Raw genomic sequence first — 22,117 nt, forward strand, 5'->3', positions numbered from 1 at the left:
GCCATGGGTGCCGACCGGGCGATCCTGGTCGAGACGGACGATGCGGTCGAGCCGCTCGCCGTTGCCAAGATTATCAAGGGTGTGGCCGAGGCCGAGCAGCCCGGCCTGATCATCGTCGGCAAGCAGGCGATCGATGACGATAGCAACCAGACCGGCCAGATGCTGTCGGCGCTGTTGGGCTGGGCACAGGGCACGTTTGCCTCGAAGGTCGAACTGGGGTCTGACAAGGCAGTCGTGACGCGCGAGGTCGATGGCGGCCTGCAGACGATCGAGATCAAGCTGCCGGCGGTGGTGACGACGGACCTGCGCCTGAACGAGCCGCGTTATGCGTCGCTTCCGAACATCATGAAGGCGAAGAAGAAGCCGCTCGACAAGAAGACGCCGGCCGATTTCGGCGTCGAGACGAGCCCGCGCCTGAAGGTGTTGAAGACCGAGGAGCCGGGTGGCCGCAAGGCCGGCATCAAGGTCAAGACCGTCGCCGAACTGGTTGACAAGCTCAAGAACGAAGCCGGCGTGCTCTGAGGAAACCTGTGAGGCCGCCTGCAAACGGCGTGTCGCTGCGCTTCCGGTGCTCACGGACGTTTAGTCCGCTCCGCTCCGGTTCTCGCGCCACACCATTTTCGGCAGGGCCTGACAGATTTCGGGAACCAACATTTTTCGAGGATCATACCCATGACCATTCTTCTTCTCGCTGATCACGACAATGCAACGCTCTCCGACCAGACCGCCAAGGCGCTGACGGCGGCTTCCAAGATCGGTGGCGACGTGCATGTGCTGGTGGCCGGCAAGGGTGCCAAGGCTGTGGCCGATGCGGCGGCAAAACTTTCCGGCATCTCCAAGGTTCTGCTGGCCGAGAGCGACGATCTTGCCAACAACCTGGCCGAACCGCTGGCAGCGCTGATCGTCTCGCTTGCCGATTCCTACGACACGATCCTGTCGGCCGCGACCTCGGTCGGCAAGAACGTTTTGCCGCGCGTAGCAGCGCTTCTCGACATTGCCCAGATCTCGGAAATTACAGAAGTGGTTTCGGCCGATACGTTCAAGCGTCCGATCTATGCCGGCAATGCCATCCAGACGGTCCAGACGTCTGAGGCAAAGAAGGTTATCACGGTCCGCACCGCCTCGTTCGCATCCGCCTCCGAAGGCGGTTCGGCCTCGGTCGAGACCATCGCGGCCGCAGCGAACCCGGGCCTGTCGAGCCATNATCACGGTCCGCACCGCCTCGTTCGCATCCGCCTCCGAAGGCGGTTCGGCCTCGGTCGAGACCATCGCGGCCGCAGCGAACCCGGGCCTGTCGAGCCACGTCAAGGACGCGCTGTCCTCGTCGGATCGTCCGGAACTGACCTCGGCCAAGATCATCATCTCGGGTGGCCGGGCACTCGGCTCATCGGAGAAGTTCCAGGAGGTCATCCTGCCGGTCGCCGACAAGCTCGGCGCCGCCGTCGGTGCAAGCCGTGCCGCCGTCGATGCCGGCTATGCGCCGAACGACTGGCAGGTCGGCCAGACCGGCAAGGTGGTGGCACCGCAACTCTACATCGGCATCTCCGGCGCCATCCAGCATCTGGCCGGCATGAAGGACTCGAAGGTCATCGTCGCCATCAACAAGGACGAGGAAGCCCCGATCTTCCAGGTCGCAGACTACGGCCTCGTCGGCGATCTCTTCGACGTCCTGCCGGAACTGCAGAAGGCGCTCTAAGCCTTTCTTGACAACATCCACGAAACGGCCGCGCACAGACGCGGCCGTTTTCATTTTCGGACCACGATTTTTCCGGTCAATGCGACCATCGCAGGTGCGAATAAAGGCTGGAAAATTCGCTGCGTTGTCTTTATCACTGGCATCCGACGATGTTGCCCTCGAAGGGCATACGGCTTTTGCCTGAACGGAAGCGCCACCGCTCTCCGCATTGATGATGGAAAAACTGCTCGATGATCAAGAATGTCGGAATTGTTGGCGCTGGACAGATGGGCTGTGGCATTGCCCAAGTATCGGCCGCGGCCGGCTACAAGGTGCATATATACGACATTTCCGCCGATCGCGTCGAAGCCGGTCTTGCCACGATCAACGGCAACATGGCGCGTCAGGTTTCGTCCGGCAAACTGACCGACGAAGAGCGCAAGAAGGCCCTGTCGCTGATCAAGGGCTCTGCCGATCTCAATGACCTCAGCCAAGCCGACCTCGTCATCGAGGCCGCGACCGAGGATGAGAGCGTCAAGCGCAAGATTTACGGGCAGGTCTGTCCTGTCCTGAAGGCGGACGCGATCCTTTCCACGAACACGTCTTCCCTGTCGATCACGCGGCTTGCATCCGCGACCGACCGGCCGGAACGCTTCATGGGCATCCACTTCATGAACCCCGTGCCGATCATGAAGCTGGTTGAACTGGTGCGTGGCATCGCCACCGAGGAAGGTACCTTTGCCACCGCCAAGGAATTTGTCGCGACGCTCGACAAGACGGTGACGGTCGCCGAAGACTTCCCCGCTTTCATCGTCAACCGCATCCTGCTGCCGATGATCAACGAGGCGATCTATACTCTTTATGAAGGCGTCGGCAGCGTCGATGCCATCGATACCGCCATGAAGCTCGGTGCCAACCACCCGATGGGCCCGCTGCAGCTGGCCGATTTCATCGGCCTCGATACCTGCCTGTCGATCATGCAGGTGCTGCATGACGGGCTGGCGGATTCGAAGTACCGCCCCTGCCCGCTTCTCGTCAAATATGTCGAAGCCGGCTGGCTCGGTCGCAAGTCCGGTCGCGGCTTCTATGACTATCGCGGCGAAGTCCCGGTCCCCACTCGCTAAAGACGACGGGTATATTAAACTTCTATCATATTGATATCGCAGGCTTTCGTCGCCACCAAATGCTGTTCAATTCCGCACGAAGGCGATTTGGCGCAATTTTATTTTCCTGCCGTCATCGCCCGTAAATCCCGGTACCTCGGATTTCCCCGATCCGGTCTGTAGCTTCGTGATCGAATTTACGAACCCACGGGAGCCTCACCCTCATGAAAAAACTTCTGCTGATCGGCGCTGCCGTTCTCGCACTTGCCGCCCCTCTCGCCGCTCAGGCCCAGGAAACCAAGCTCCTCAACGCATCCTATGACGTTTCGCGCGAACTGTTCGCCGCCGAAAACGAAGCCTTCATCAAGCAGCATCCCGGCGTCACGGTGGACCAGTCGCATGCCGGCACATCCAAGCAGGCGCGCGCGATCACGGAAGGACTGGAGGCTGACGTCGTGACCTTCAACCAGGTCACCGACATCGACTTCCTCGCCAAGCACGGCTTCGTCTCCGAAGACTGGCAGAAGGATTTCCCGAACAGCGCCTCGCCGTTCTATTCCTTCCCGTCCTTCCTCGTTCGCGCCGGAAACCCGAAGAACATCAAGGACTGGGGCGATCTCGTCCGTGACGACGTGAAGGTCATATTCCCCAATCCGAAGACGTCGGGCAATGCGCGCTACACCTATCTGGCAGCCACCGCCTATGCCAAGGAAGCGTTCAAGAACGACGACGCCAAGGTGAAGGAATTCATCGCCAAGCTGTTCGACAACGTCCCGGTCTTCGACACCGGCGGCCGCGCATCGACCACGACCTTTGTCGAGCGCGAGATCGGTGACGTGCTGATCACCTTCGAAGCGGAAACGCGCGGCATTGCCAAGCAGTATGGCGAGGACAAGTTCACAAGCGTCGTCCCATCCGTCAGCCTGCTGTCGGAATTCCCCGTCGCGATCGTCGACAAGGTGGTCGACAAGCGCGGTACCCGTGACCTGGCAAAATCCTATCTCGATTTCCTCTACACGCCGGAAGGCCAGAAGATCGCCGCAGAATTCGGTCATCGCGTCAACGATCCGACGGTCGCCGCCGAATTCAAGGATCAGTTCCCGGAAATTCGCCTGGTCAATGTCGATGACGTTTTCGGCGGCTGGAAAAATATCTCCAAGGAACACTTCGCCGAAGGCGCGATCCTCGACAGCCTCTACGGCAGCCGTTAACAGGCTCTCTGAATAATCATACTGAATCGGCGAGTGCTCGACACTCGCCGATTTGGCGTTTGTGGAAGGGTTTGGATGTGAGACGGCGTATATTGCCGGGACTGCCGCTGTCGCTGGGGCTGACCCTTGTCTACGTATCGATCATCATCGTGCTGCCGCTGGGCGCGCTGATCTTCAAGGCGGCGAGCCTCGGGCCGGAGGACTATTGGCGCATCGTCTCCTCCGATCGGGCGGTGGCGAGCTACAGCGTTACCGTTCTCTGCGCGCTCGGTGCCACGCTCTTCAACCTCATTTTCGGCATGGCGCTGGCTTGGGTGCTGGTGCGTTACCGTTTTCCCGGACGCCGATTGCTGGACGCGGTCGTCGATCTGCCCTTCGCCCTACCGACGGCTGTTGCCGGGATCGCGCTGACGACGCTGTTTGCCAGCAATGGCTGGTTCGGCGCGGCCCTGGGCGGGATCGGCATCAAGGTCGCCTATACACCGCTCGGCATCATGATCGCCATCGCCTTCACCAGCCTTCCCTTCATCGTGCGCACCGTGCAGCCGGTTCTCGAGGAACTGGACCCGGCTCTGGAAGAGGCCGGCCAGACGCTCGGAGGCAGCGATCTCTCGATCTTCACGCGCGTCATCCTGCCGCTTCTGGCGCCCGCGTTGCTGGCTGGGGTATCCCTCTCCTTCGCTCGAAGCCTCGGTGAATTCGGCGCCATCATTTTCATCGCCGGAAACCAGCCCTTCGAGACGGAGATCACCGCCCTTCTCGCCTTCATCCGGCTTGAGGAATACGACTATCCGGCGTCCGCGGCGATCGCATCCGTCATGCTGCTGGCCGCCTTCCTGATGCTGGCCATCACCAATCTGTTGCAGGCCCGCGCCCTGCGCTATTCCGAAAGGGGTTGAGATGGCGGCACGCAGACCCAACACAGCGCCGCGCGTCGGCGACGCCCCGCTTTTCCGTTTCGCGCTGATCGGCATCGTCGTCATCCTCGCGCTGATCATCATCGTGGCACCGCTAGCCGTCATCGGATACGAAGCCTTCTCCAAGGGGATCGCCTTCTTTGGCGCCGCCATCGCGGACGAGGATACGCTGAGCGCAATCGGCCTGACCGCGCTGACGGCGCTGATCGCGGTTCCAATCAACACCGCCTTTGGCATCGCCGCGGCCTGGGCGATCACCAAATTCGATTTCCCCGGCCGCAGAATACTGCTGATCGTGATCGAAATCCCGTTCTCGGTGTCGCCGATCGTCGCCGGTGTCGCCTATCTCTTCGTCTACGGTCTGCAGGGCCTGTTCGGCCCGACGCTGCAATCCGCCGATGTGAAGATCATGTTCGCTCTGCCCGGCATCGTGCTCGCCAGCATGTTCGTCACCGCGCCCTTCGTCGCCCGCGAACTCATTCCGCTGATGCAGGCGCAGGGCCGCGACCTCGAAGAGGCGGCAACATCGCTCGGCGCCAGCGGCTGGCGGACCTTCTTTTCGGTAACCTTGCCCAATATCAAATGGGCGCTGCTTTACGGGGTCATCCTGTGCAATTCGCGCGTCATGGGTGAATTCGGCGCGGTCTCGGTCGTCTCCGGCAATATCCGCGGCGAAACCAACACCCTGCCACTGCATATCGAACTGCTCTACCACGACTACAACGCCGTCGGCGCCTTTGCTGCCGCGTCGATCCTCGCGGTGCTCGCCATCGTCACCCTGATTGCCAAGGTCCTGCTCGAGCGGCAGGGCGCGGGCCGCATCAGCCGGCCCGGATTCGTCTCATCCCATACGGAGGCCCCAAAGTGAAAATTCGCCTCAACAACGTCGTCAAGACCTTCAACACATTCCGCGCCGTGCGCGATGTGTCGCTCGATATCGAAAGCGGCGAACTTGTCGCGCTGCTCGGCCCGTCCGGCTCCGGCAAGACGACGATCCTGCGCATGGTGGCGGGCCTTGAGTTCGTCGACAGCGGCAGCATTCATTTCGGCGCACAGGATGCCACGGATATTCCAGTGCGCGATCGCGGTGTCGGCTTCGTGTTCCAGCATTATGCGCTCTTTCCACACATGACGATCGGTGAAAACATCGCCTTCGGCATGAAGGTCTCGAAGACCCGGCGCACAGCGGCAGAGATCAAGGCGCGTGTCGAGGAACTGCTGACGCTGGTCCAGCTCAAGGGCCTGTCCGACCGCTTTCCGGCACAGATTTCCGGCGGCCAGCGGCAGCGCGTTGCCCTCGCCCGTGCGCTGGCCGTCGACCCGAAAGTCCTGCTGCTCGACGAACCCTTCGGCGCACTCGACGCCAATGTCCGCCGCGATCTGAGGCGCTGGCTGCGCGAGATCCACAAGACATTGGGGATCACCACGCTGTTCGTGACCCATGACCAGGAAGAAGCACTCGACCTCGCCGACCGCGTCGTCATTCTGAATGGCGGCAAGATCGTGCAGAACGGTACGCCGGAAGAGGTTTGCCGCAATCCGGCTGACGCCTTCGTGATGAAATTCCTGGGTGATACCAACCGGCTTTCGGCAACGGTTTCCGGCGGCAAGGCCGAGGTCGCGGGTGAAGTGTTCGACGCACCGGCGGTCGCCGATGGGCCGGCGGAAATCCTGTTTCGTCCGCGTGATGTCTCCTGGCAGCCGGATGGTCCGGGCGTACCCGCGCGCATCACCCAGATCATTGACCGTCCGGATTCCCGCCGCGTGCTGGCCACGACGGCTGGCGGGGAAACCATCGAATTTGACGTTGCGCCGGAATTTTCCGGCACGCTCGATGCCGATGGTCATCTTGGCATCGCACGGCAAAGGGTCTACCCGATCGGCTGAGGCCGGTCAGTTTCCAGGCGTGGTTGCCGCCTTGATCAGCGCCTTGGCGTCTTCGCTGTTCCAGGCGGCGGGGCCGTTCATCGAGGACAGCAGGCAGCCCTTGTCGTCCATCAGCAGGGTGACGGGAAGGCCGATGGCAAGGCCTTCCTTCTTCAGCGTGTTGAAGACACCCATCGAGGCATCCCGGTAGAAGCCAAGATCGTGAACCTTGGTCTCATCGAGGAAGGCCTTCGGCTTCTCGTCGTCACCGGTGTCGATATTGACCGCAACGACTTCGAACGTGTCGCTGCCCGACGATTGCTGCAGGGCATTGAGCGCCGGCATCTCTTCGCGGCAGGGTACGCACCATGTGGCCCAGAGGTTGAGAAGCACGGTCTTGCCGCCGAAATCGGCAAGCGTCAGATCCTTGCCGTCCTTGCCCTTGAAGTTCAGGCCTGCGACCGGATAAGGCTCGCTGACCGGCGCCATCGACGCGACCTGCCCCTTCAGGAAGGGCGTGATGGCCGCGACCCTGTTTTTCGCGGCCTCGCAGGCCTTTGCGTCGGCGGTTTCGACGGCGGCACCATTGCCAGACCCGCTTTCCCTGACGTATACGACTGCCGCACCGGCGATCAGCCCGAGAAGGGCGGCGATCGCCACGAATTTGCCAGGGGGAAAGCTTTTCTTCTGGTCTGTCACTTCATTTTCCAAACGGGTCATTCTCCGAGGCGGGCATTCTTCATGGCTGACGGCACTTCCGAAACCAAAAGCTCCAACCAGATGTGGGGCGGACGCTTCGCTCAGGGACCGGCGGCGATCATGGAGGAGATAAATGCCTCGATCGGCTTCGACAAGAAGCTTTTCGCCCAGGACATCCGCGGCTCAATAGCGCATGCGACCATGCTGGCGCATCAAGGCATCATTTCCGCCGACGATAAAGACAAGATCGTTCACGGATTGACCACGATCCTGTCAGAGATCGAAAGCGGCCAGTTCGAATTCTCTCGCCGTCTCGAAGACATTCACATGAATGTCGAAGCGCGCCTCGCCGTCCTGATCGGCCCGGCCGCCGGCCGCCTGCACACTGCCCGCTCCCGCAACGACCAGGTGGCGCTCGACTTCCGCCTCTGGGTGAAGGAAGAGCTGCAGAAGACCGAGAAGATGCTGACGGCGCTGATTACGGCCTTCCTCGACCGCGCGGAAGAACATGCAGAAACGGTGATGCCGGGCTTCACCCATCTGCAGACCGCCCAGCCCGTCACCTTCGGCCATCATTGCATGGCCTATGTCGAGATGTTCGGCCGCGACCGTTCGCGCGTGCGCCACGCCATCGAGCACATGGATGAAAGCCCGATCGGCGCTGCCGCGCTCGCCGGCACCGGCTTCCCGATCGACCGTCACATGACCGCCAAGGCGCTCGGCTTTGCCGGGCCGACCCGCAACTCGATCGACACCGTCTCAGACCGTGACTTCGCGCTGGAATTCCTGGCGATGGCCTCGATCTGCGCCGTACATCTGTCACGTCTGGCGGAAGAGATCGTCATCTGGTCGACGCCGCAGTTCGGCTTCGTGCGCCTGTCGGATGCCTTTTCCACCGGCTCCTCGATCATGCCGCAGAAGAAGAACCCCGATGCCGCCGAACTGGTGCGCGCCAAGACCGGCCGCATCAACGGTTCGCTGATCGCGCTGCTGACCGTCATGAAGGGCCTGCCGCTTGCCTATTCCAAGGACATGCAGGAAGACAAGGAACAGGTGTTCGACTCAGCCGAGAGCCTGGAACTGGCGATTGCCGCCATGACCGGCATGGTGCGCGACATGACCATCCGCGCCGACAGGATGAAGGCGGCCGCCGGTTCCGGCTATTCCACCGCGACCGATCTGGCCGACTGGCTGGTGCGCGAGGCCGGCCTGCCCTTCCGCGATGCCCACCATGTCACCGGCCATGCGGTGGCGCTGGCCGAAAAGAAGGGCTGCGAACTGTCGGAATTGACGCTGGAAGAATTGCAGGCGCTGAACCCGGCCATCACCGAGAAGATTTTCGACGTTCTGACCGTCGAAGCCTCCGTCGCCAGCCGCCAGAGCTTTGGCGGCACGGCACCGAACGAGGTGCGCAAGCAGATCGCCTGGTGGCGCACACGGAACTGAATGCCCTTTACGCAGCAAGCCTTTTTCGAGCGACCGCCGGCAGAATTCTTTGCAATGCCTGCCGGCCTTCCGCCGTGAGTTCGAATGTCTGGCCACCTAGCGTCGATAATGCTTCCGGTTGACTGGTAGCCTTCTGAGCCCATCCGATCTTGGCAAGCTGTTCGAAAACGGCCTGATTTGGTGTACCGAGCAGCGTCAAGGCCATACCTTCTGGCCTGCTTGCCATCTGCGGATGAATTGAGAAGTCGCCGTCGCCGAGATTTGCAAGCAACACAACGATGGATTTGCTTCGGCTAAATATGTCGGCAATTGCTCCCGATTGTGGGTCTCCCGACGCAGCAGCTCGATTGTACCAGGCTATAGCCTCATCCAGATCTTGCGAGACACCGTAGCCATGCTCATACATGTAGGCCATATTGCGTTGGGCAGCCGGATGACCTTGCGTGGCTGCTTTTCGATACCATTCGGCAGCTTTCGCATCGTCTTGTGAGACGCCCTCACCTTTCCGAAACATGTAGCCCAAGCTGAACTGCGCAAATGGCTCGCCACGCTGAGCGAGGACCTCGAACACATTCGCAGCCCTCGCAAAATCGCCCTGCTTATAGACGGTTAGAGCATTCTCGACTGTATATGTCTCGACCATCAGGCATCTCCTTGCTTGGGGCGTGACGAAACATCTAGCCCTCTCCAATTAAACTCGAATTGAAGATTTGGATAAACTTTGAGTTGAAAATCAGGGATAGGGTAACGATCCGCCGCAGATCATGCGTTGTAATACGTCCTACTACTTCCGCCCACCGGGTTACGCATTGCTCCAACTTCGAGCTTAAGGTGCCGCGAAATTCGCATCGAAGCATGCAGCTTCAGAAATTTGTAAACTGCCGCTGCGACCACGTTCTCATCATATGATTGTCCCAAACGATGAAGAATCAGGGTGCACAAGGATCAACATATCCGCTAAGTAGCTCGAAGTTTTTCGAGGAATGCCATGAGCCGACCGCTGATACTGCCGCTTTCCGTCCTTGCCCTTGTCGCGCTGACCCTGTCCGGCTGCGGCCGTAAGGGCGACCTTGACCGTCCGGGCTCGACCGCGCCGATTAACACCAAGGCGGCACCGGGTGCCGTCGAACAGAAGGATGAAGCGCCGGGCAAGCCCTTCCTCCTCGATCCCCTCCTGTAACAGAGCACTCCCTTGAACCACTTCGAATATCGCGACGGCATCCTGTTTGCGGAAGACGTCTCCGTCATCGACATCGCCAAGGCGGTCGGCACGCCCTTTTACTGCTACTCCACCGCAACGCTGGAGCGGCACTATACGGTGTTCTCGAAGGCCTTCTCCGATATCGACGCGATGGTCTGCTATGCGATGAAGGCCAATTCGAACCAGGCCGTCCTGAAGACGCTCGGCCGGCTCGGTGCCGGTGTCGACGTGGTATCCGGCGGAGAACTGCGCCGCGCGCTGGCGGCGGGCATTCCGGCCGAGAAGATCATGTTCTCCGGCGTCGGCAAGACGCCGGCCGAAATGGATCTCGGACTGGAAGCCGGCATCTACTGCTTCAATGTCGAATCCGAGCCGGAACTCGAAATCCTGAATGCGCGGGCCGTGCGTCTGGGCAGACAAGCGCATGTTTCCTTCCGCATCAATCCCGATGTCGATGCGAAGACGCATGCAAAGATTTCGACCGGCAAGAAGGAAAACAAGTTCGGCATCGCCTATGAGCGCGCCCTCGCCGTCTATGCCCATGCGGCCACTCTGCCCGGCATTCAGGTGACCGGCATCGACATGCATATCGGCAGCCAGATCACCGAGCTGCAGCCATTTGCCGATGCGTTCAAGCTGCTGCGCGAGCTGGTCGATACGCTGCGGGCAGATGGCCACACGATCGATCACGTCGATGTCGGCGGCGGTCTCGGTGTGCCCTACAAGCTGGACAACAGCCCCCCGCCCCTGCCGGACGCCTATGCAGGAATCGTCAAGGACCAGTTGCGCGAACTCGGCTGCAAGATCGTCATGGAGCCCGGCCGCCTGATCGTCGGCAATGCCGGCATCATGGTGACCGAGGTCATCTATGTGAAGGATGGCGGCTCCAAGACCTTCGTCATCGTCGATGGCGCCATGAACGACCTGATCCGCCCGACACTGTACGAGGCTTATCACGAGATCCAGCCGGTGCGCATCTCCGCCGCCAACGCGCCACGCATCAAGGCTGACATCGTCGGCCCGGTCTGCGAAACGGGCGACTACCTGGCGCTCGACCGGGAAATGGCGATGCCGAAGCCCGGGGACCTGATTTCCGTCGGCACGGCCGGCGCCTATGGCGCGGTGCAGGCCGGCACTTACAATACCCGCCTGCTGGTGCCGGAAGTGCTGGTCAAGGGTGACCGCTTCCATGTGATTCGCCCGCGCAAGACCTATGAAGAGCTGATCGGGCTGGATTCGGTGCCGGACTGGCTGGAATAACAACGAGCCCGGTTCCGTCAGTCGTTCCTGTTGAAAGCGCATTCGCAACAGTCGAAATCGATCACGTTTGCGTTGTCGCCCTCGTCTTCGCCACAAAGAGTGTTATCCTTTGCAGCGAGTGAACCGCTGAAAGGGAACGGATGACGGAAATCCGGCGCGAGGCTTCGAAGGAAGCGGCAGGCTTTGCAGGAAGCCTTGCGATCAAGCGGACGCTTGCCCGCATCGTGCTGGTGACCGAGCGCGCCGTGCCGCGCGCGCTGCCGCTGGTCGCAACTGTTCTTTTCTTCGTATCCGCCGCATGGTTCGGCTTCTTCCGCATCGCGCCGACCTGGCTGCATATCGCTGCCCTCATCGTCTTTGGTGCTGCTTTCCTCGTCCTGCTCGTTCCGCTGCTGCGTGTCCGCGTGCCCGGCATCACGGAAGCCGACCGGATGCTGGAGGAGCGCAACAACCTGCCGCATCAGGCGATCCGTGTGCAGGACGACGAACCGGCCACCAGCGGCGCCTTCGGCCAGGCGCTCTGGCAGGAACATCAGGCGCGCATGGCGCGGATGATCGGTACGCTGGAGGCCGGCCCGCCACGCCCGGATATTGCCCGTACCGACAGCCATGGCCTTCGCGCCTTCCCCGTGCTTCTCGCCTGCCTCGCCTTCGCCTATTCCTATTCCAACAAGGCCGGGATGCTTTCCGATGCCTTTCATCCGCCGCAGCCCGTGGTCACGACGCCCGATACGCGCATCGATGCCTGGGTGACGCCGCCGGCCTATACCGGCCGGGCACCGGTGTTCCTCACCGGGCGGCAGGGAACGGAACCGATGGCCGCCAGCGCCGAGCCGCTGCGCATTCCGCAATTCAGCGAACTGACCGTGCGCATCACCAGCGGCGGCGAAAACACGCCGGTTACCTATCTGGAAGACGGCGCGGCGGAATCGCTCGTCATTGCGACGCAACCGAAGGATGCCGATGCCGGCAAGGAGGCCGCAGAGCCGGTGGCCGCGGATCCGGCCAAGCCCGGCAGCCAGACGCATCTCCTGAAGATCACAAGGGACGGCACGCTTTCCGTCGCGGGTGAAAAATGGGCTTTCACCATCATTCCCGACAGCGTGCCCGATATCGCCTTCGACGGCGTGCCGCACCCGACTGTGGCCGCCGCGCTGGAGATCAGCTTCATCGCCAAGGACGATTACGGCATTCAGGACGCCTGGGCCGAGATCACCCCGCTCGACAAGCCGGCGGCGGATGCACGGCCGCTCTATCCGCTGCCGGAATATCGCCTCGACCTGCCCAAGCGCAATGCGCGCGAGGCGAAGGGGCTCACGAGCCGCAACCTCTCGGAACATCCGCTTTCCGGCAAGCGCGTTCGCGTCACCCTCGTTGCCCGCGACGCTGCCGGACAGGAAGGACGCAGCGTGCCGCAGGACATGATCCTGCCCGCGCGCCAGTTCTTCGAGCCGCTGGCCGGAGCGGTGGCCGAACAGCGGCAGGTGTTTGCGCTGAACGCGAACGATCTGCCACGCGCGATCGATCTCAACGACGCGCTGATGGTGCGGCCCGACGAGACCATCCCGAACCTCACACATTTCCTGCTTTTGCAATCGGCCCGCGCCCGCATGGCGCTGTCGCGCAACGAGGACATGCTGCGCGATACCGCAAGCTATCTCTGGGAAATCGCACTCGGCATCGAGGATGGCGACATGGCGCTGGCCGACAAGCGGCTGCGCGATGCCCAGCAGAAGCTTTCCGAAGCGCTGGAGCGCAACGCCTCCGACGAGGAGATCGCCAAGCTGATGCAGGAACTGCGCGATGCCATGAAGGAATACATGGAGGCGCTGGCAAGGCAGGCGGCCAAGAACCCGCAAATGGCCGCGAACCCGAACCAGAACAATGTCCTGCGCCAGCAGGATCTGGAAAAGATGATGAACCAGATCGAGAACCTGGCGAAGTCCGGCTCCAAGGATCAGGCGCGTCAGCTTCTCTCGGAAATGCAGCGCATGATGAACAATCTCCAGGCCGGCCGCATGCAGCAGCAACAGCAGCAGGGCCAGGAAAACAGCGAGATGCGCAAGCAGATGGACAAGCTCGGCCAACTGATGCAGGAGCAGCAGCGGCTGATGGACGAGACGTTCAAATTTGACCAGGCCCTGCGCGACCGCATGCAGCGCGGCGATCCGCTGGATGGAGAGGATCAGGAACTGTTCGACCAGGAAATGCCGCAGGAGCCCGGCCAGCAGCGCGACGAAAACGCCCAGCAGAACCCGATGGACAACATGACCGCCGAGGAACTGAAACAGGCGCTGAAGGACATGCAGGCCCAGCAGGAACAGCTTGGCAAGCAGCTCGGCGAACTGCAGAAGGGTCTGGAAGGCATGGGCATCAAGCCCGGCAAGGGCTTTGGCGAGGCCGGCCGCGAGATGAAGGGCGCCGCCGGTGCGCTCGGCAAGGGCCAAGGCGAACAGGCTGTCGGCAGCCAGGGCCGCGCGCTGCAGGCGCTGCGCGAAGGCGCGCAGGACATGATGCAGCAGATGCAGAGCCAGGGACAAGGCCCCGGCCAGGGTCAGGGCGTGCCGCAATACGGCCAGAACGGCCGCGACCCGCTCGGCCGCCGCCAGCAGAACGCCGGGCCGGATTTCGGCGATCAGGTCAAGGTGCCCGACGAGATCGACACCCAACGGGCGCGAGAGATTCTCGACGAAATCCGCCGGAGATTGGGGACGAACACGTCACCGGAGACGGAGAAGCAGTATCTGGAGCGGTTGCTGGATATAAGGTGAAAAGAGAAAGGCAAGGGAAAAGCTTCCCTCGCCATCTCAATTGATCAGGTCTCAAGCCAAAAGCCTTGAGTTTTTTCGTTCAAGCCTCGGATGCTTTATTTGATGATTGCCGCATCGCTCGACGGAAGATAGGCCTCCTGGCATCCGCCGAAGGAATAGCGGATACCGGCGCGGGCTTCGTGAAGATAGAGCCCTTCGTCCGAACCGGGACCACTGTTTGCCGCAGACCCGAACATGTTGCCACCCAGAACATGCCGGAAGCGGTATCCGACATCAGCCTTGGTGTTGCAGGTCAGGTCGATGGCAGTGCCGGCCATCAGGCCATATGTGAACCGCCACTTGCTGCGGCCTTCATATTCGATGGAAGGATCGCAATTGCTTGAATCGCCGACTTCGCAAGCGGTGCCTCTGAGATTGTCCCAGCGAACCTGCGTACCGCCGATACCCGCGCCGACATAGGGCGTGAACAAGCCGTATTTACCGATGTCGACATAGGTGTTGGCCATCAGACTCCATGCCGTAAGCTCTGCGGCATCATTTGATGTGCAGTCGGCAGCCACGCCGCAGCCACCAGTCACCGAGCTTTCAAAATCGGCGCTGCCGAGATAGTCGAGTGTGATATCGCTGCGCAGATACTCGTTGATCTGATAGCCGACGCCGGCGCCGAGGCTCCAGGTATCGTCAAGATCCACATCGTCGAAATCACGGGAGAAACGGCCAGGCCCCTCGTAGAAATGCGCTCCCCGAAGATTAGTGAAAGCGTAACCGACATCACCGCGCAGGTACCAACCGCCGGCCGATGCGACCTGGACCGGTTCGGCGATTGGCTCCACCGGCTGCTCGTATAAATCTGCTGCGGAGGTGACAGTAGCGCCGAAGAGGGCCGCGACAGAGGCAATTACTATAGTCTTCATGGCTTTACTCCAAAACTTTCCGTTGCTTGTCTGACGATATCGCCGGGTTCAATAAATCAGCTGGAGTGGATTATGAAAAAGAAAGATTAAGACAGGATTAACCACAAACATTTACTTTTTAAGTTAAGGTTGGTAAATACTGTTGGGAACAACTGAGGACGCTGGCAGGCCACGGCACCCGGCGACCCGGGTCTCGACGACCGGCTAAAGGTGCCAGAAGCGATCCACATCGACACACAAACGCAACCGTCGATAAAATCCGACTCAATACAGTGCACATAGATTGCAAGAAACAGAGAAAATATATCTGGAGTGTTGCGGGATACAAGATGAGGCTGCCGGTTCCCTGGTCTTGGGCAGTCCGCGTCAAAATTTGCTTATCGTTGAATTCTGAGCAAATATGTAAAATCTATTCTGAAGTATTTACAAGAATACTTTCGCCATCATGTCGCTGCGATCTGATGACAGAGCGGACCGCTTATTTGCAAGACTACGCTGAAAATATCTGATCGAGTGCCGCGTCCGGTTTCACCGGTATTTTTTCTTGCCGGTCGATCTCCGAACGCAACCGATGAACTTGCAGTATTCGCGCCATGTAACCCAAGGTTACCTTAACCCTGTGTTTTAGGGACTCACCCGCATACGAGTATAATCGCCCGAATTAACGGCGTTTGATTATTCTATGAGCAAATTCTTGTTCGGCGCCCGTTTGATGTCCATAGTAGAAACCGGGAGGATCCAATGACAAAAGACGATGAAGATATTTATTCAAGATTTTCAGAAGATCATCGTCGGTTTGGCGCAGAGCGAGATTTTTCGCCGTCACTTCGGCTCAAGGCTTTGATTTTCGTGTTACTGCTGGCGGGCGCATTCTGGTCGGCAGTGTTGGGATGGTTTTTGGGGTGATCCAGCGTTCCTTGATCCGTGCTCAAGCCGCCAGCGCTACCGCGACCGCCTTGCGAATATCCGGCAGTGAAAACGGCTTTGAGACGACGTCGATGACCTTGCCGGTCAGATTGTCGGCGCGTTCGCGCTGTTCGGCGTAGCCGGTCATCAGCAGGATTTTCAGGGCCGGAAAGGCGGAAGAGGCCTGGAGGGCCAGTTCGATGCCGTCCATGACGGGCATGCGGATATCCGAAAGAAGCAGGTCGAAGGGTTCGTCCTGAAGGCAGGCAAGGCCTTCGGCACCATCGGCGGCCTCGACGGTCTGATGGCCGTCCAGTTGCAGGGCACGGGCCACGAAGCGGCGCAAGCTGTCTTCATCTTCGGTAATCAGGATCTTCGCCATCATGGCCTCCGGTTCGGCAAAAACTCCGCCGGGACAACCACTCTCCAAGGACTGTCCGCGACTCACAGCACGCCGCTGCAGGCCCCAAAAAACCAGACGATCCTTTGTATTCCGTAAACGCGAATTGCCAGATCAGGCGCTGTCCACAGCCCGACAGCACCCAAACCGCACCATTCCGGAACAGGGCAATCAGGCGTCGCCGGTGACGATGCCGACGAAAGGCAGCTCGCGGAAGGCATAGGCGACGTCCATGCCGTAGCCGACGACGAAATAATCCGGGCATTCGAAGCCGACATAATCCGCCTCGAGTTCCGTCTGGCGCTTGACCTTCTTGTCGAGCAGGACGGCGATGGTCACGGATTTCGCGCCACGTTCCAGCATCAGTTCCTTGGCGAAACGCAAGGTGCGGCCGGATTCGAGGATATCGTCGATCAGCAGGACGTCGCGTCCATGCACGTCGCTGTCGATATCCTTGATGATCTTGACGCCCTGCGAGACCGTGCCGGTGCCGTAGCTCGACAGCGTTATGAACTCGACCTCCGGCGCAAGGCCGACAGAATGCATGGCGCGGATGAGGTCGGCGGCGAAGATGAACGAGCCCTTGAGCACCGCGATGACCAGCAGATCGTTCAGCGGCCCCTTGGCGATCTCTTCCGCCATGGCGATGTTCCGCTCCGAGATAACCTCGGCAGTATAGAGGGGGTCGATGTTTTTTCCACGAACGACGGGCATAGGGATGTCTCCACGAATTTCAGGGGAGACTGCGTTTGATGCCTCCGGAAACTAGCCGCTTAGCACAGTCAGGGCGCCGAATCACCCGCTCCGCCAAAGGAAACCGCCACCTCCGGCAGTTTTCCACCTGTGTGTAGGAGGCGCGTGGAGAAGGGACGGCTCTCGCCCGGCGCCAGAGCCGGCTGTTCGGCCATGATTCGCGTCGCGGTCCTGCGATGACCATTGGCGATGACATCGACGAGAATGGTCGGCACGGCCTTCGGCGCGTTCGTGTTGTTTTCGACAGCGCCGTAGACCGAGAGAATCTTCATGCCATTCGCATCTTTCAGCGCCGTGGTGACGCTGTTGATCGAGAGCGCGGGCGACGAGGCGACGGCCGTGTTGTGTTGCGGCATTCCCAGAGCGAGGAGGAAAACCGGAGCACACAGACATGTGACGAGCACGGCGAAGGCTTTCGGCGACGCCGCCTGCAGAAGGCGTTCGAAGCGGGAGAGCAGGCCGCCTTCGGGAGCGGCAGTGGCAGCCATCCGGGCGCCCGGGCGTGGTTTTGCCCTGCTATTGTCATTGAAAACGGGATAGCTTCCACGCCGGTTGGCGACAGATACCGTCTCAAATTCCGCGTCGATGATCTCGATGGCACGCGTGCCTGTCCGCGCAGGCGCCGAACGTGCCGCGCGATCCGGCGGCAGGAAATCCATTCGGCGGGTGGCACCATTGGGGCGGGAAGCGTTCATGGGTCTCTCCTCTCGCAGCACAGCCGCGCCAGAATGCCCGCAAGCCTCGACAGGCTAGATTCGGGCATTGAACCAAACCTTTCCCAGACGTAAACCTAAATGGTTAATGCTTCGAAAATGGCGCTCGCGAACCGGCGTGTTTTCATGGAAAATTAACCACTGTTTAACCATGTTGACGCTGTAACAGCGGTGCTGCGTTGCGTCGCGCGGCGCAGCCATCAGCCCGCCGCGAAATCGTGGCAGGCATGCCTGACGAGAAGCTGGACACTGACCCCGTTGATTCATTTTGAAAATGTCGGATTGCGCTATGGAATGGGTCCGGAAATTCTCCGGGACCTGACCTTCGACATTCCCAAGAAATCGTTCCAGTTCCTGACCGGCCCTTCCGGGGCCGGCAAGACGACGCTGCTGCGGCTCTTGTTCCTGTCACTGCAGCCGACGCGCGGCTTGATCCGCATGTTCGACCGCAACATCTCGACCATCCCGCGCGACGAGTTTCCGATGCTGCGCCGCCGGGTCGGCATCGTCTTCCAGGATTTTCGCCTGCTCGATCACCTGACGACCTACGAGAACGTCGCGCTGCCACTGCGTGTGCGCGGCAAGGAGGAATCCTCCTATCGCTCCGACGTTCTGGAACTGCTCGGCTGGGTCGGGCTCGGGGAGCGTATCAACGTGCTGCCACCGGTGCTTTCGGGCGGCGAGAAACAGCGTGCCGCAATTGCCCGCGCGCTGATCGACCGGCCGGAAATCCTGCTGGCCGACGAGCCGACCGGCAATGTCGATCCGCCGATGGCGCGCCGGCTGCTCAATCTGTTTCTGGAACTCAACCGGCTCGGCACCGCCGTCGTCATCGCCACCCACGACCTGTCGCTGATGGATCAGGTCGAGGCGCGGCGGATGATCCTGTCACAGGGGCGGCTTGACATCTATGAGTGAAGCCCGCGTCACCGATCGCTCGCAGCCGGCAGCGCCGCAGGAGCGCAAGGCGCCCCTGCGTGTGCGCCCGACCGCGCCGATCGTACCGCCCGGCAATGTCTCCGGCAACGCGCTGATGCTGGTGATCGCCATCATGGCCTTCCTCGCCTGCCTGACGCTCGGTGCGGTCAGCATGGTGCGTTCGACCGCACAAAGCTGGCAGAGCCAGATTTCCCGCGAGATCACCATACAGATCAAACCGGATGAAAAGCTCGACATGGAAAAGGCGCTCGCCGACGCGCGCGACCTGGCGATCACCTTCGACGGCACGACGGATGGCACGATCGTCGACAAGGCCGCGACGTCGCGGCTTTTGGAGCCATGGCTGGGCGAAGGCCTCGATATCGACGACCTGCCGGTCCCGCGTCTCGTGATCATCACCATCGACGAGCAGAACCCGCCGGATTTTGTCTCGATGCGCAAGGCGCTGACCGAAGCCATTCCGCAAGCCTATCTCGATGATCACCGCACCTGGGTCGACCGACTGGTGGCCATGGCGCACACGACGGCACTGATCGGCACCGGCGTGCTCATCCTTGTGTTCTCGGCGATGGTGCTGACCGTGATCTTCGCCACGCGCGGCACGCTGTCGGGCAATCGCCACATCGTCGAGGTGCTGCATTTCGTCGGTGCGGAAGCGAGCTTCGTCGCCTCTGAATTCCAGAAGCATTTCCTGAAAATCAGTCTCAAGGGCGCCGGCGCCGGCGGTGTCCTCGCAGCACTGTGCTTTGCGCTCGCGAGCTTCTGGCAGTCGCGATCGCTGGCGACACCGGAAAGCGACCAGACCACTGCGATGTTCGGCAGCTTCTCCATCGGCTATACCGGCTATCTCGGCATTGCAGCCATCATGGTCGTAATTGCGCTCCTGACGACGCTGACGGCACGGTTCACGGTGATGCGGACGATCTACGAGATCGACCTGATCCGCTCGGACCCTGCCCGCATCGACGGCAACCAGAGCTGACCGCCATGATTGCTTTGCCTCGCACCCATCCCTCGCCGCAATCTGCCTCTATGCCGGAATCAGATTGGCTGGCAGAGCATTCGGAGCAGGAATGACCGAGGGCGGTGACATGCGGCAGCGGGGCGCGTGGGTGCGGAGGCATATCAGCTTTCGCCGCCGGCTCGTGCGGCTGACCTTCTATATGCTTCTTCTCGTTGCAGGCTGTGCTGCCGCCGGCTTCCTCTATTTCGCCGATACCGTCGCCTCGCTGCAACCGCCCGCCAATCCGAAGGCCGATGCGATTGTCGTGCTGACTGGGGGCTTCCAGCGTATTGATCAGGCCGTCGATCTCCTGAAGACTGGGGCCGGCAAGCGGTTGCTGATCTCCGGCGTGCATCCATCGACCACCGGCGGACAGATCCGCCGCAACACCCAGAGTTCGGCCGATCTTTTCAAATGCTGCGTCGATATCGGCCATGATGCGATGGACACGATCGGCAATGCCAACGAGACCGCCAACTGGATCCGCGATAACGGCTACAGGAGCATCCTCGTCGTCACCAACAATTACCACATGCCGCGCAGTCTGCTGGAACTGCGCCGCGCCAACCCGGGCATCGACTTCATCGCCTATCCCGTCGTCAATTCCGACCTGAAAAGCACCAACTGGCTGCGCAATCCGATGGTGCTGAAGACGATCTTGTCGGAATATCTGAAACTGACGATCGCCATGGCGCGCGACGCGCTGGGCGCCCATACCGCAAGCGGGCTCAGAAACGAAAAGACCTGAGTCGTTTCATGCGGCAAGCAGGCCGCAATCTCACCCGCCAGACTGTTTTCCTTCGGAATATTCGTGTAGGGCAGCGGATGACCTGTTTCGCCGCGAAAGCCCGCCGATGATCATCCTGCGTTCCGTCCTGTTCAATACCGTCTTCTACATCAATCTGATCCTTCAGATGATCGTCATGACACCGTTCTATTTCCTCGTGTCCCGCAAGACGTCATGGTTCGTTCCGAAGAACTGGGCGCGCAGCAATAACTGGCTGTTCAAGGTCATTGTCGGCACGACCTTCGAGATCGAGGGATTGGAGAATATTCCCAAGGGCGGCTACATCTTCGCGCCGAAGCACCAATCGTTCTGGGATGTCTATGCGCTGCTGCCTTGGCTGGAGGACCCGTTTTACATCCTCAAGCGTGAACTCGTCTGGATCCCTTTGTTTGGCTGGTATGTCCAGAAGCAGCGCATGGTTCCGGTCGATCGTGGAGCGCGCGGCAAGGTGATGGCCGCCGTGATGGAGCGGACCAAGCAGGAAATGGCCGGCGGCCGCCAGCTGATCATCTATCCGGAGGGCACGCGTCGGCCGCCCGGCGCCCCGCCTGAATACAAGTATGGCATCGCACGGCTCTACCGTGACCTCAACATGCCGGTGGTGCCTGTCGTGATGCATCCCGGCCTGTTCTGGCCGCGCCGCAAGTTCAAGCGCTATCCCGGCCATTTCAAGGTGCGCATCCTGCCGCCGATCGCGCCGGGTCTCGATCCCGATCTCTTCCTGAAGACGCTGGTCGAGGTCATGGAAACCGCCAGCGACCAGTTGCTGGTAGAGACGGTCAAGGCTAACCCGCATGTGCCGCTGCCGCCGACGGCCGTCGAGCGGTTGAAGGAACTCGGCGTTCAGGCCTGAAGTTGGGCGGGGCCGATCAGCGCGACCACGTCTTCCAGCCAGGGATCGCGGATGCCCATTTCCTTGAGATGGGCGACCGTGTTGATGACGTAATCCGTGTTGGCGCCTGACTTGCCGTGGGACACGACGACCGTCGCTGCGGCTTCCTCCACGCTCAATGTGCCGGCATATTGCGGGTGAGCGCGGTCGATGATGTAGGCGAGCGCCGGGACACGGCGGCCATCGGCCAACACGACGGGCATGGTGCGTTCCTTGTAGACCTGCGTCACCAGTTCGCGTTCACGCAGATATTCGACGACGGCATCTTTGTCCCGGGCGGGAACCTTGAAGGCCATGCCGCGGCAGGAGCCGCCCCGATCAAGGCCGAGCACGAGACCCGGCCTTTCCTGCGTTCCCCGATGTACCCAAGAGCGGACGCAGAGCGAACGCCGGTAGCCGAAGGTCCTTCCCATCATCTTGTCTTCGAAGGCAAAGCCGGGGTTCCACATCAGCGACCCGTAGCCAAAGACCCAAAAATCGTCCATATCCACTGCCATTCACATCCCGTCATCCATGCGCGGCGAATGATTGCGCGTGGATCGGCTCGTAAGCACTCCTGAGCTTTCTAGCGCAGAAGCCGCGCAATCGGAATCGAATTCCTGGTGGCTGCCTGCCGGATCGCCCGGAATTTCAGACCCAGTCCTGGTGCCGCAGCGTCAGA

At 60.8% G+C, this 22,117-nt stretch carries 22 protein-coding genes and 2 pseudogenes; 17 read left to right on the forward strand and 7 right to left on the reverse strand.

The window, feature by feature from the left end; genetic code table 11:
- From ASG68_RS06655 to ASG68_RS06685, 8 genes and pseudogenes are all read left to right on the forward strand, one after another.
- A partial coding sequence (locus ASG68_RS06655) for an electron transfer flavoprotein subunit beta/FixA family protein (RefSeq protein WP_062578647.1) occupies nucleotides 1–522 on the forward strand: 522 nt, incomplete at its 5' end.
- A 150-nt stretch (nucleotides 523–672) separates the two neighbouring features.
- A pseudogene (locus ASG68_RS32010) lies at nucleotides 673–1,203 on the forward strand (electron transfer flavoprotein subunit alpha/FixB family protein); the annotation flags it as partial.
- 1 nt (nucleotide 1,204) lies between these two features.
- Nucleotides 1,205–1,696: pseudogene (locus ASG68_RS32015) on the forward strand (electron transfer flavoprotein subunit alpha/FixB family protein); the annotation flags it as partial.
- A gap of 230 nt (nucleotides 1,697–1,926) precedes the next feature.
- Nucleotides 1,927–2,799: a 3-hydroxybutyryl-CoA dehydrogenase gene (locus ASG68_RS06665; RefSeq protein ID WP_062578619.1), complete on the forward strand. Its 873-nt coding sequence runs from the start codon at nucleotides 1,927–1,929 to the stop codon at nucleotides 2,797–2,799.
- Nucleotides 2,800–3,002: 203 nt separating this feature from the next.
- Nucleotides 3,003–3,989, forward strand: a complete 987-nt coding sequence (cysP, locus tag ASG68_RS06670; RefSeq protein WP_062578617.1) for a thiosulfate ABC transporter substrate-binding protein CysP — start codon at nucleotides 3,003–3,005, stop codon at nucleotides 3,987–3,989.
- A 77-nt stretch (nucleotides 3,990–4,066) separates the two neighbouring features.
- Nucleotides 4,067–4,888 carry a sulfate ABC transporter permease subunit CysT gene (gene cysT / locus ASG68_RS06675; RefSeq protein WP_062578645.1) on the forward strand — a complete coding sequence of 274 codons (822 nt, stop codon included), beginning with the start codon at nucleotides 4,067–4,069 and terminating at the stop codon, nucleotides 4,886–4,888.
- Nucleotide 4,889: 1 nt separating this feature from the next.
- A complete protein-coding gene (gene cysW, locus ASG68_RS06680; RefSeq protein ID WP_062578615.1) occupies nucleotides 4,890–5,774 on the forward strand; it encodes a sulfate ABC transporter permease subunit CysW in 885 nt (294 codons plus the stop codon).
- A complete protein-coding gene (locus tag ASG68_RS06685; protein WP_062578613.1) occupies nucleotides 5,771–6,793 on the forward strand; it encodes a sulfate/molybdate ABC transporter ATP-binding protein in 1,023 nt (340 codons plus the stop codon). Before cysW ends, ASG68_RS06685 begins: the two co-directional genes overlap by 4 nt.
- 6 nt (nucleotides 6,794–6,799) lie before the next feature.
- Here ASG68_RS06685 and tlpA read toward each other — a convergent pair whose 3' ends face one another.
- A complete protein-coding gene (gene tlpA / locus ASG68_RS06690; RefSeq protein ID WP_062578643.1) occupies nucleotides 6,800–7,471 on the reverse strand; it encodes a thiol:disulfide interchange protein TlpA in 672 nt (223 codons plus the stop codon).
- Between the two features lie 42 nt (nucleotides 7,472–7,513).
- Here tlpA and argH point away from each other — a divergent pair, with 42 nt between their 5' ends.
- Entirely contained in the window at nucleotides 7,514–8,917 is a 1,404-nt protein-coding gene (gene argH / locus ASG68_RS06695) for an argininosuccinate lyase (protein WP_062578611.1), read from the forward strand.
- A 7-nt stretch (nucleotides 8,918–8,924) separates the two neighbouring features.
- Here argH and ASG68_RS06700 read toward each other — a convergent pair whose 3' ends face one another.
- Nucleotides 8,925–9,560, reverse strand: a complete 636-nt coding sequence (locus ASG68_RS06700; protein ID WP_062578608.1) for a tetratricopeptide repeat protein — start codon at nucleotides 9,558–9,560, stop codon at nucleotides 8,925–8,927.
- 345 nt (nucleotides 9,561–9,905) lie between these two features.
- Between ASG68_RS06700 and lptM the strand changes: the two genes are divergently transcribed.
- The 3 genes from lptM to ASG68_RS06715 all read left to right on the forward strand — a co-directional run bounded on the left by lptM (nucleotide 9,906) and on the right by ASG68_RS06715 (nucleotide 14,149).
- Nucleotides 9,906–10,097, forward strand: a complete 192-nt coding sequence (lptM, locus tag ASG68_RS06705) for an LPS translocon maturation chaperone LptM (RefSeq protein ID WP_062578607.1) — start codon at nucleotides 9,906–9,908, stop codon at nucleotides 10,095–10,097.
- Nucleotides 10,098–10,109: 12 nt separating this feature from the next.
- A complete protein-coding gene (gene lysA, locus ASG68_RS06710) occupies nucleotides 10,110–11,378 on the forward strand; it encodes a diaminopimelate decarboxylase (protein WP_062578604.1) in 1,269 nt (422 codons plus the stop codon).
- A gap of 140 nt (nucleotides 11,379–11,518) precedes the next feature.
- The gene (locus ASG68_RS06715) at nucleotides 11,519–14,149 is read left to right on the forward strand and encodes a TIGR02302 family protein (protein WP_062578602.1); all 2,631 of its coding nucleotides are present in this window, start codon (nucleotides 11,519–11,521) and stop codon (nucleotides 14,147–14,149) included.
- Between the two features lie 95 nt (nucleotides 14,150–14,244).
- Here the strand turns inward: ASG68_RS06715 and ASG68_RS06720 are convergent, their stop codons facing one another.
- Nucleotides 14,245–15,063: an outer membrane protein gene (locus tag ASG68_RS06720; protein ID WP_062578600.1), complete on the reverse strand. Its 819-nt coding sequence runs from the start codon at nucleotides 15,061–15,063 to the stop codon at nucleotides 14,245–14,247.
- 741 nt (nucleotides 15,064–15,804) lie between these two features.
- Between ASG68_RS06720 and ASG68_RS31150 the strand changes: the two genes are divergently transcribed.
- A complete protein-coding gene (locus tag ASG68_RS31150; protein WP_156373693.1) occupies nucleotides 15,805–15,969 on the forward strand; it encodes a hypothetical protein in 165 nt (54 codons plus the stop codon).
- Nucleotides 15,970–15,991: 22 nt separating this feature from the next.
- Here the strand turns inward: ASG68_RS31150 and ASG68_RS06725 are convergent, their stop codons facing one another.
- The 3 genes from ASG68_RS06725 to ASG68_RS06735 all read right to left on the reverse strand — a co-directional run bounded on the left by ASG68_RS06725 (nucleotide 15,992) and on the right by ASG68_RS06735 (nucleotide 17,817).
- Nucleotides 15,992–16,351, reverse strand: coding sequence for a response regulator (locus tag ASG68_RS06725; protein ID WP_062578598.1), 360 nt, complete (start codon nucleotides 16,349–16,351; stop codon nucleotides 15,992–15,994).
- Nucleotides 16,352–16,540: 189 nt separating this feature from the next.
- Nucleotides 16,541–17,083 carry a hypoxanthine phosphoribosyltransferase gene (hpt, locus tag ASG68_RS06730; RefSeq protein ID WP_062578596.1) on the reverse strand — a complete coding sequence of 181 codons (543 nt, stop codon included), beginning with the start codon at nucleotides 17,081–17,083 and terminating at the stop codon, nucleotides 16,541–16,543.
- Between the two features lie 68 nt (nucleotides 17,084–17,151).
- On the reverse strand, nucleotides 17,152–17,817 hold the full coding sequence (locus ASG68_RS06735; protein ID WP_062578594.1) for a hypothetical protein: 666 nt from the start codon (nucleotides 17,815–17,817) through the stop codon (nucleotides 17,152–17,154).
- A 276-nt stretch (nucleotides 17,818–18,093) separates the two neighbouring features.
- On the opposite strand from ASG68_RS06735, the gene ftsE reads away from it, so the two are divergent.
- The 4 genes from ftsE to ASG68_RS06755 all read left to right on the forward strand — a co-directional run bounded on the left by ftsE (nucleotide 18,094) and on the right by ASG68_RS06755 (nucleotide 21,417).
- Nucleotides 18,094–18,753, forward strand: coding sequence for a cell division ATP-binding protein FtsE (gene ftsE, locus ASG68_RS06740; protein ID WP_062578592.1), 660 nt, complete (start codon nucleotides 18,094–18,096; stop codon nucleotides 18,751–18,753).
- Nucleotides 18,746–19,756 (forward strand): cell division protein FtsX, encoded by a 1,011-nt coding sequence (locus ASG68_RS06745; protein WP_062602411.1) that lies wholly within the window; start codon nucleotides 18,746–18,748, stop codon nucleotides 19,754–19,756. Before ftsE ends, ASG68_RS06745 begins: the two co-directional genes overlap by 8 nt.
- Before the next feature lie 91 nt (nucleotides 19,757–19,847).
- Entirely contained in the window at nucleotides 19,848–20,525 is a 678-nt protein-coding gene (locus ASG68_RS06750) for a YdcF family protein (protein ID WP_062578586.1), read from the forward strand.
- Between the two features lie 106 nt (nucleotides 20,526–20,631).
- Nucleotides 20,632–21,417 carry a lysophospholipid acyltransferase family protein gene (locus ASG68_RS06755; protein WP_062578584.1) on the forward strand — a complete coding sequence of 262 codons (786 nt, stop codon included), beginning with the start codon at nucleotides 20,632–20,634 and terminating at the stop codon, nucleotides 21,415–21,417.
- On the opposite strand, the gene ASG68_RS06760 is transcribed toward ASG68_RS06755, so the two are convergent.
- Nucleotides 21,408–21,953, reverse strand: a complete 546-nt coding sequence (locus ASG68_RS06760; protein WP_062578582.1) for a gamma-glutamylcyclotransferase — start codon at nucleotides 21,951–21,953, stop codon at nucleotides 21,408–21,410. The two genes, ASG68_RS06755 and ASG68_RS06760, sit on opposite strands and share 10 nt — an antisense overlap.
- Nucleotides 21,954–22,117: the final 164 nt, after the last annotated feature.

Origin of the sequence: Rhizobium sp. Leaf453 (assembly GCF_001425605.1) — a bacterium.
GTDB lineage: Bacteria > Pseudomonadota > Alphaproteobacteria > Rhizobiales > Rhizobiaceae > Pararhizobium.

What these genes read in the sequence shown, in the direction of transcription:
- ASG68_RS06665 (WP_062578619.1), top strand. Translation starts at nt 1,927, where the DNA reads ATGATCAAGAATGTCGGAATTGTTGGCGCTGGACAGATGGGCTGTGGC.
- cysP (WP_062578617.1), top strand. Translation starts at nt 3,003, where the DNA reads ATGAAAAAACTTCTGCTGATCGGCGCTGCCGTTCTCGCACTTGCCGCC.
- cysW (WP_062578615.1), top strand. Translation starts at nt 4,890, where the DNA reads ATGGCGGCACGCAGACCCAACACAGCGCCGCGCGTCGGCGACGCCCCG.
- argH (WP_062578611.1), top strand. Translation starts at nt 7,514, where the DNA reads ATGGCTGACGGCACTTCCGAAACCAAAAGCTCCAACCAGATGTGGGGC.
- ASG68_RS06700 (WP_062578608.1), bottom strand. Translation starts at nt 9,560, where the DNA reads ATGGTCGAGACATATACAGTCGAGAATGCTCTAACCGTCTATAAGCAG.
- lptM (WP_062578607.1), top strand. Translation starts at nt 9,906, where the DNA reads ATGAGCCGACCGCTGATACTGCCGCTTTCCGTCCTTGCCCTTGTCGCG.
- ASG68_RS06715 (WP_062578602.1), top strand. Translation starts at nt 11,519, where the DNA reads ATGACGGAAATCCGGCGCGAGGCTTCGAAGGAAGCGGCAGGCTTTGCA.
- ASG68_RS06720 (WP_062578600.1), bottom strand. Translation starts at nt 15,063, where the DNA reads ATGAAGACTATAGTAATTGCCTCTGTCGCGGCCCTCTTCGGCGCTACT.
- ASG68_RS31150 (WP_156373693.1), top strand. Translation starts at nt 15,805, where the DNA reads ATGACAAAAGACGATGAAGATATTTATTCAAGATTTTCAGAAGATCAT.
- ASG68_RS06725 (WP_062578598.1), bottom strand. Translation starts at nt 16,351, where the DNA reads ATGGCGAAGATCCTGATTACCGAAGATGAAGACAGCTTGCGCCGCTTC.
- hpt (WP_062578596.1), bottom strand. Translation starts at nt 17,083, where the DNA reads ATGCCCGTCGTTCGTGGAAAAAACATCGACCCCCTCTATACTGCCGAG.
- ASG68_RS06735 (WP_062578594.1), bottom strand. Translation starts at nt 17,817, where the DNA reads ATGAACGCTTCCCGCCCCAATGGTGCCACCCGCCGAATGGATTTCCTG.
- ASG68_RS06745 (WP_062602411.1), top strand. Translation starts at nt 18,746, where the DNA reads ATGAGTGAAGCCCGCGTCACCGATCGCTCGCAGCCGGCAGCGCCGCAG.
- ASG68_RS06750 (WP_062578586.1), top strand. Translation starts at nt 19,848, where the DNA reads ATGACCGAGGGCGGTGACATGCGGCAGCGGGGCGCGTGGGTGCGGAGG.
- ASG68_RS06755 (WP_062578584.1), top strand. Translation starts at nt 20,632, where the DNA reads ATGATCATCCTGCGTTCCGTCCTGTTCAATACCGTCTTCTACATCAAT.
- ASG68_RS06760 (WP_062578582.1), bottom strand. Translation starts at nt 21,953, where the DNA reads ATGGCAGTGGATATGGACGATTTTTGGGTCTTTGGCTACGGGTCGCTG.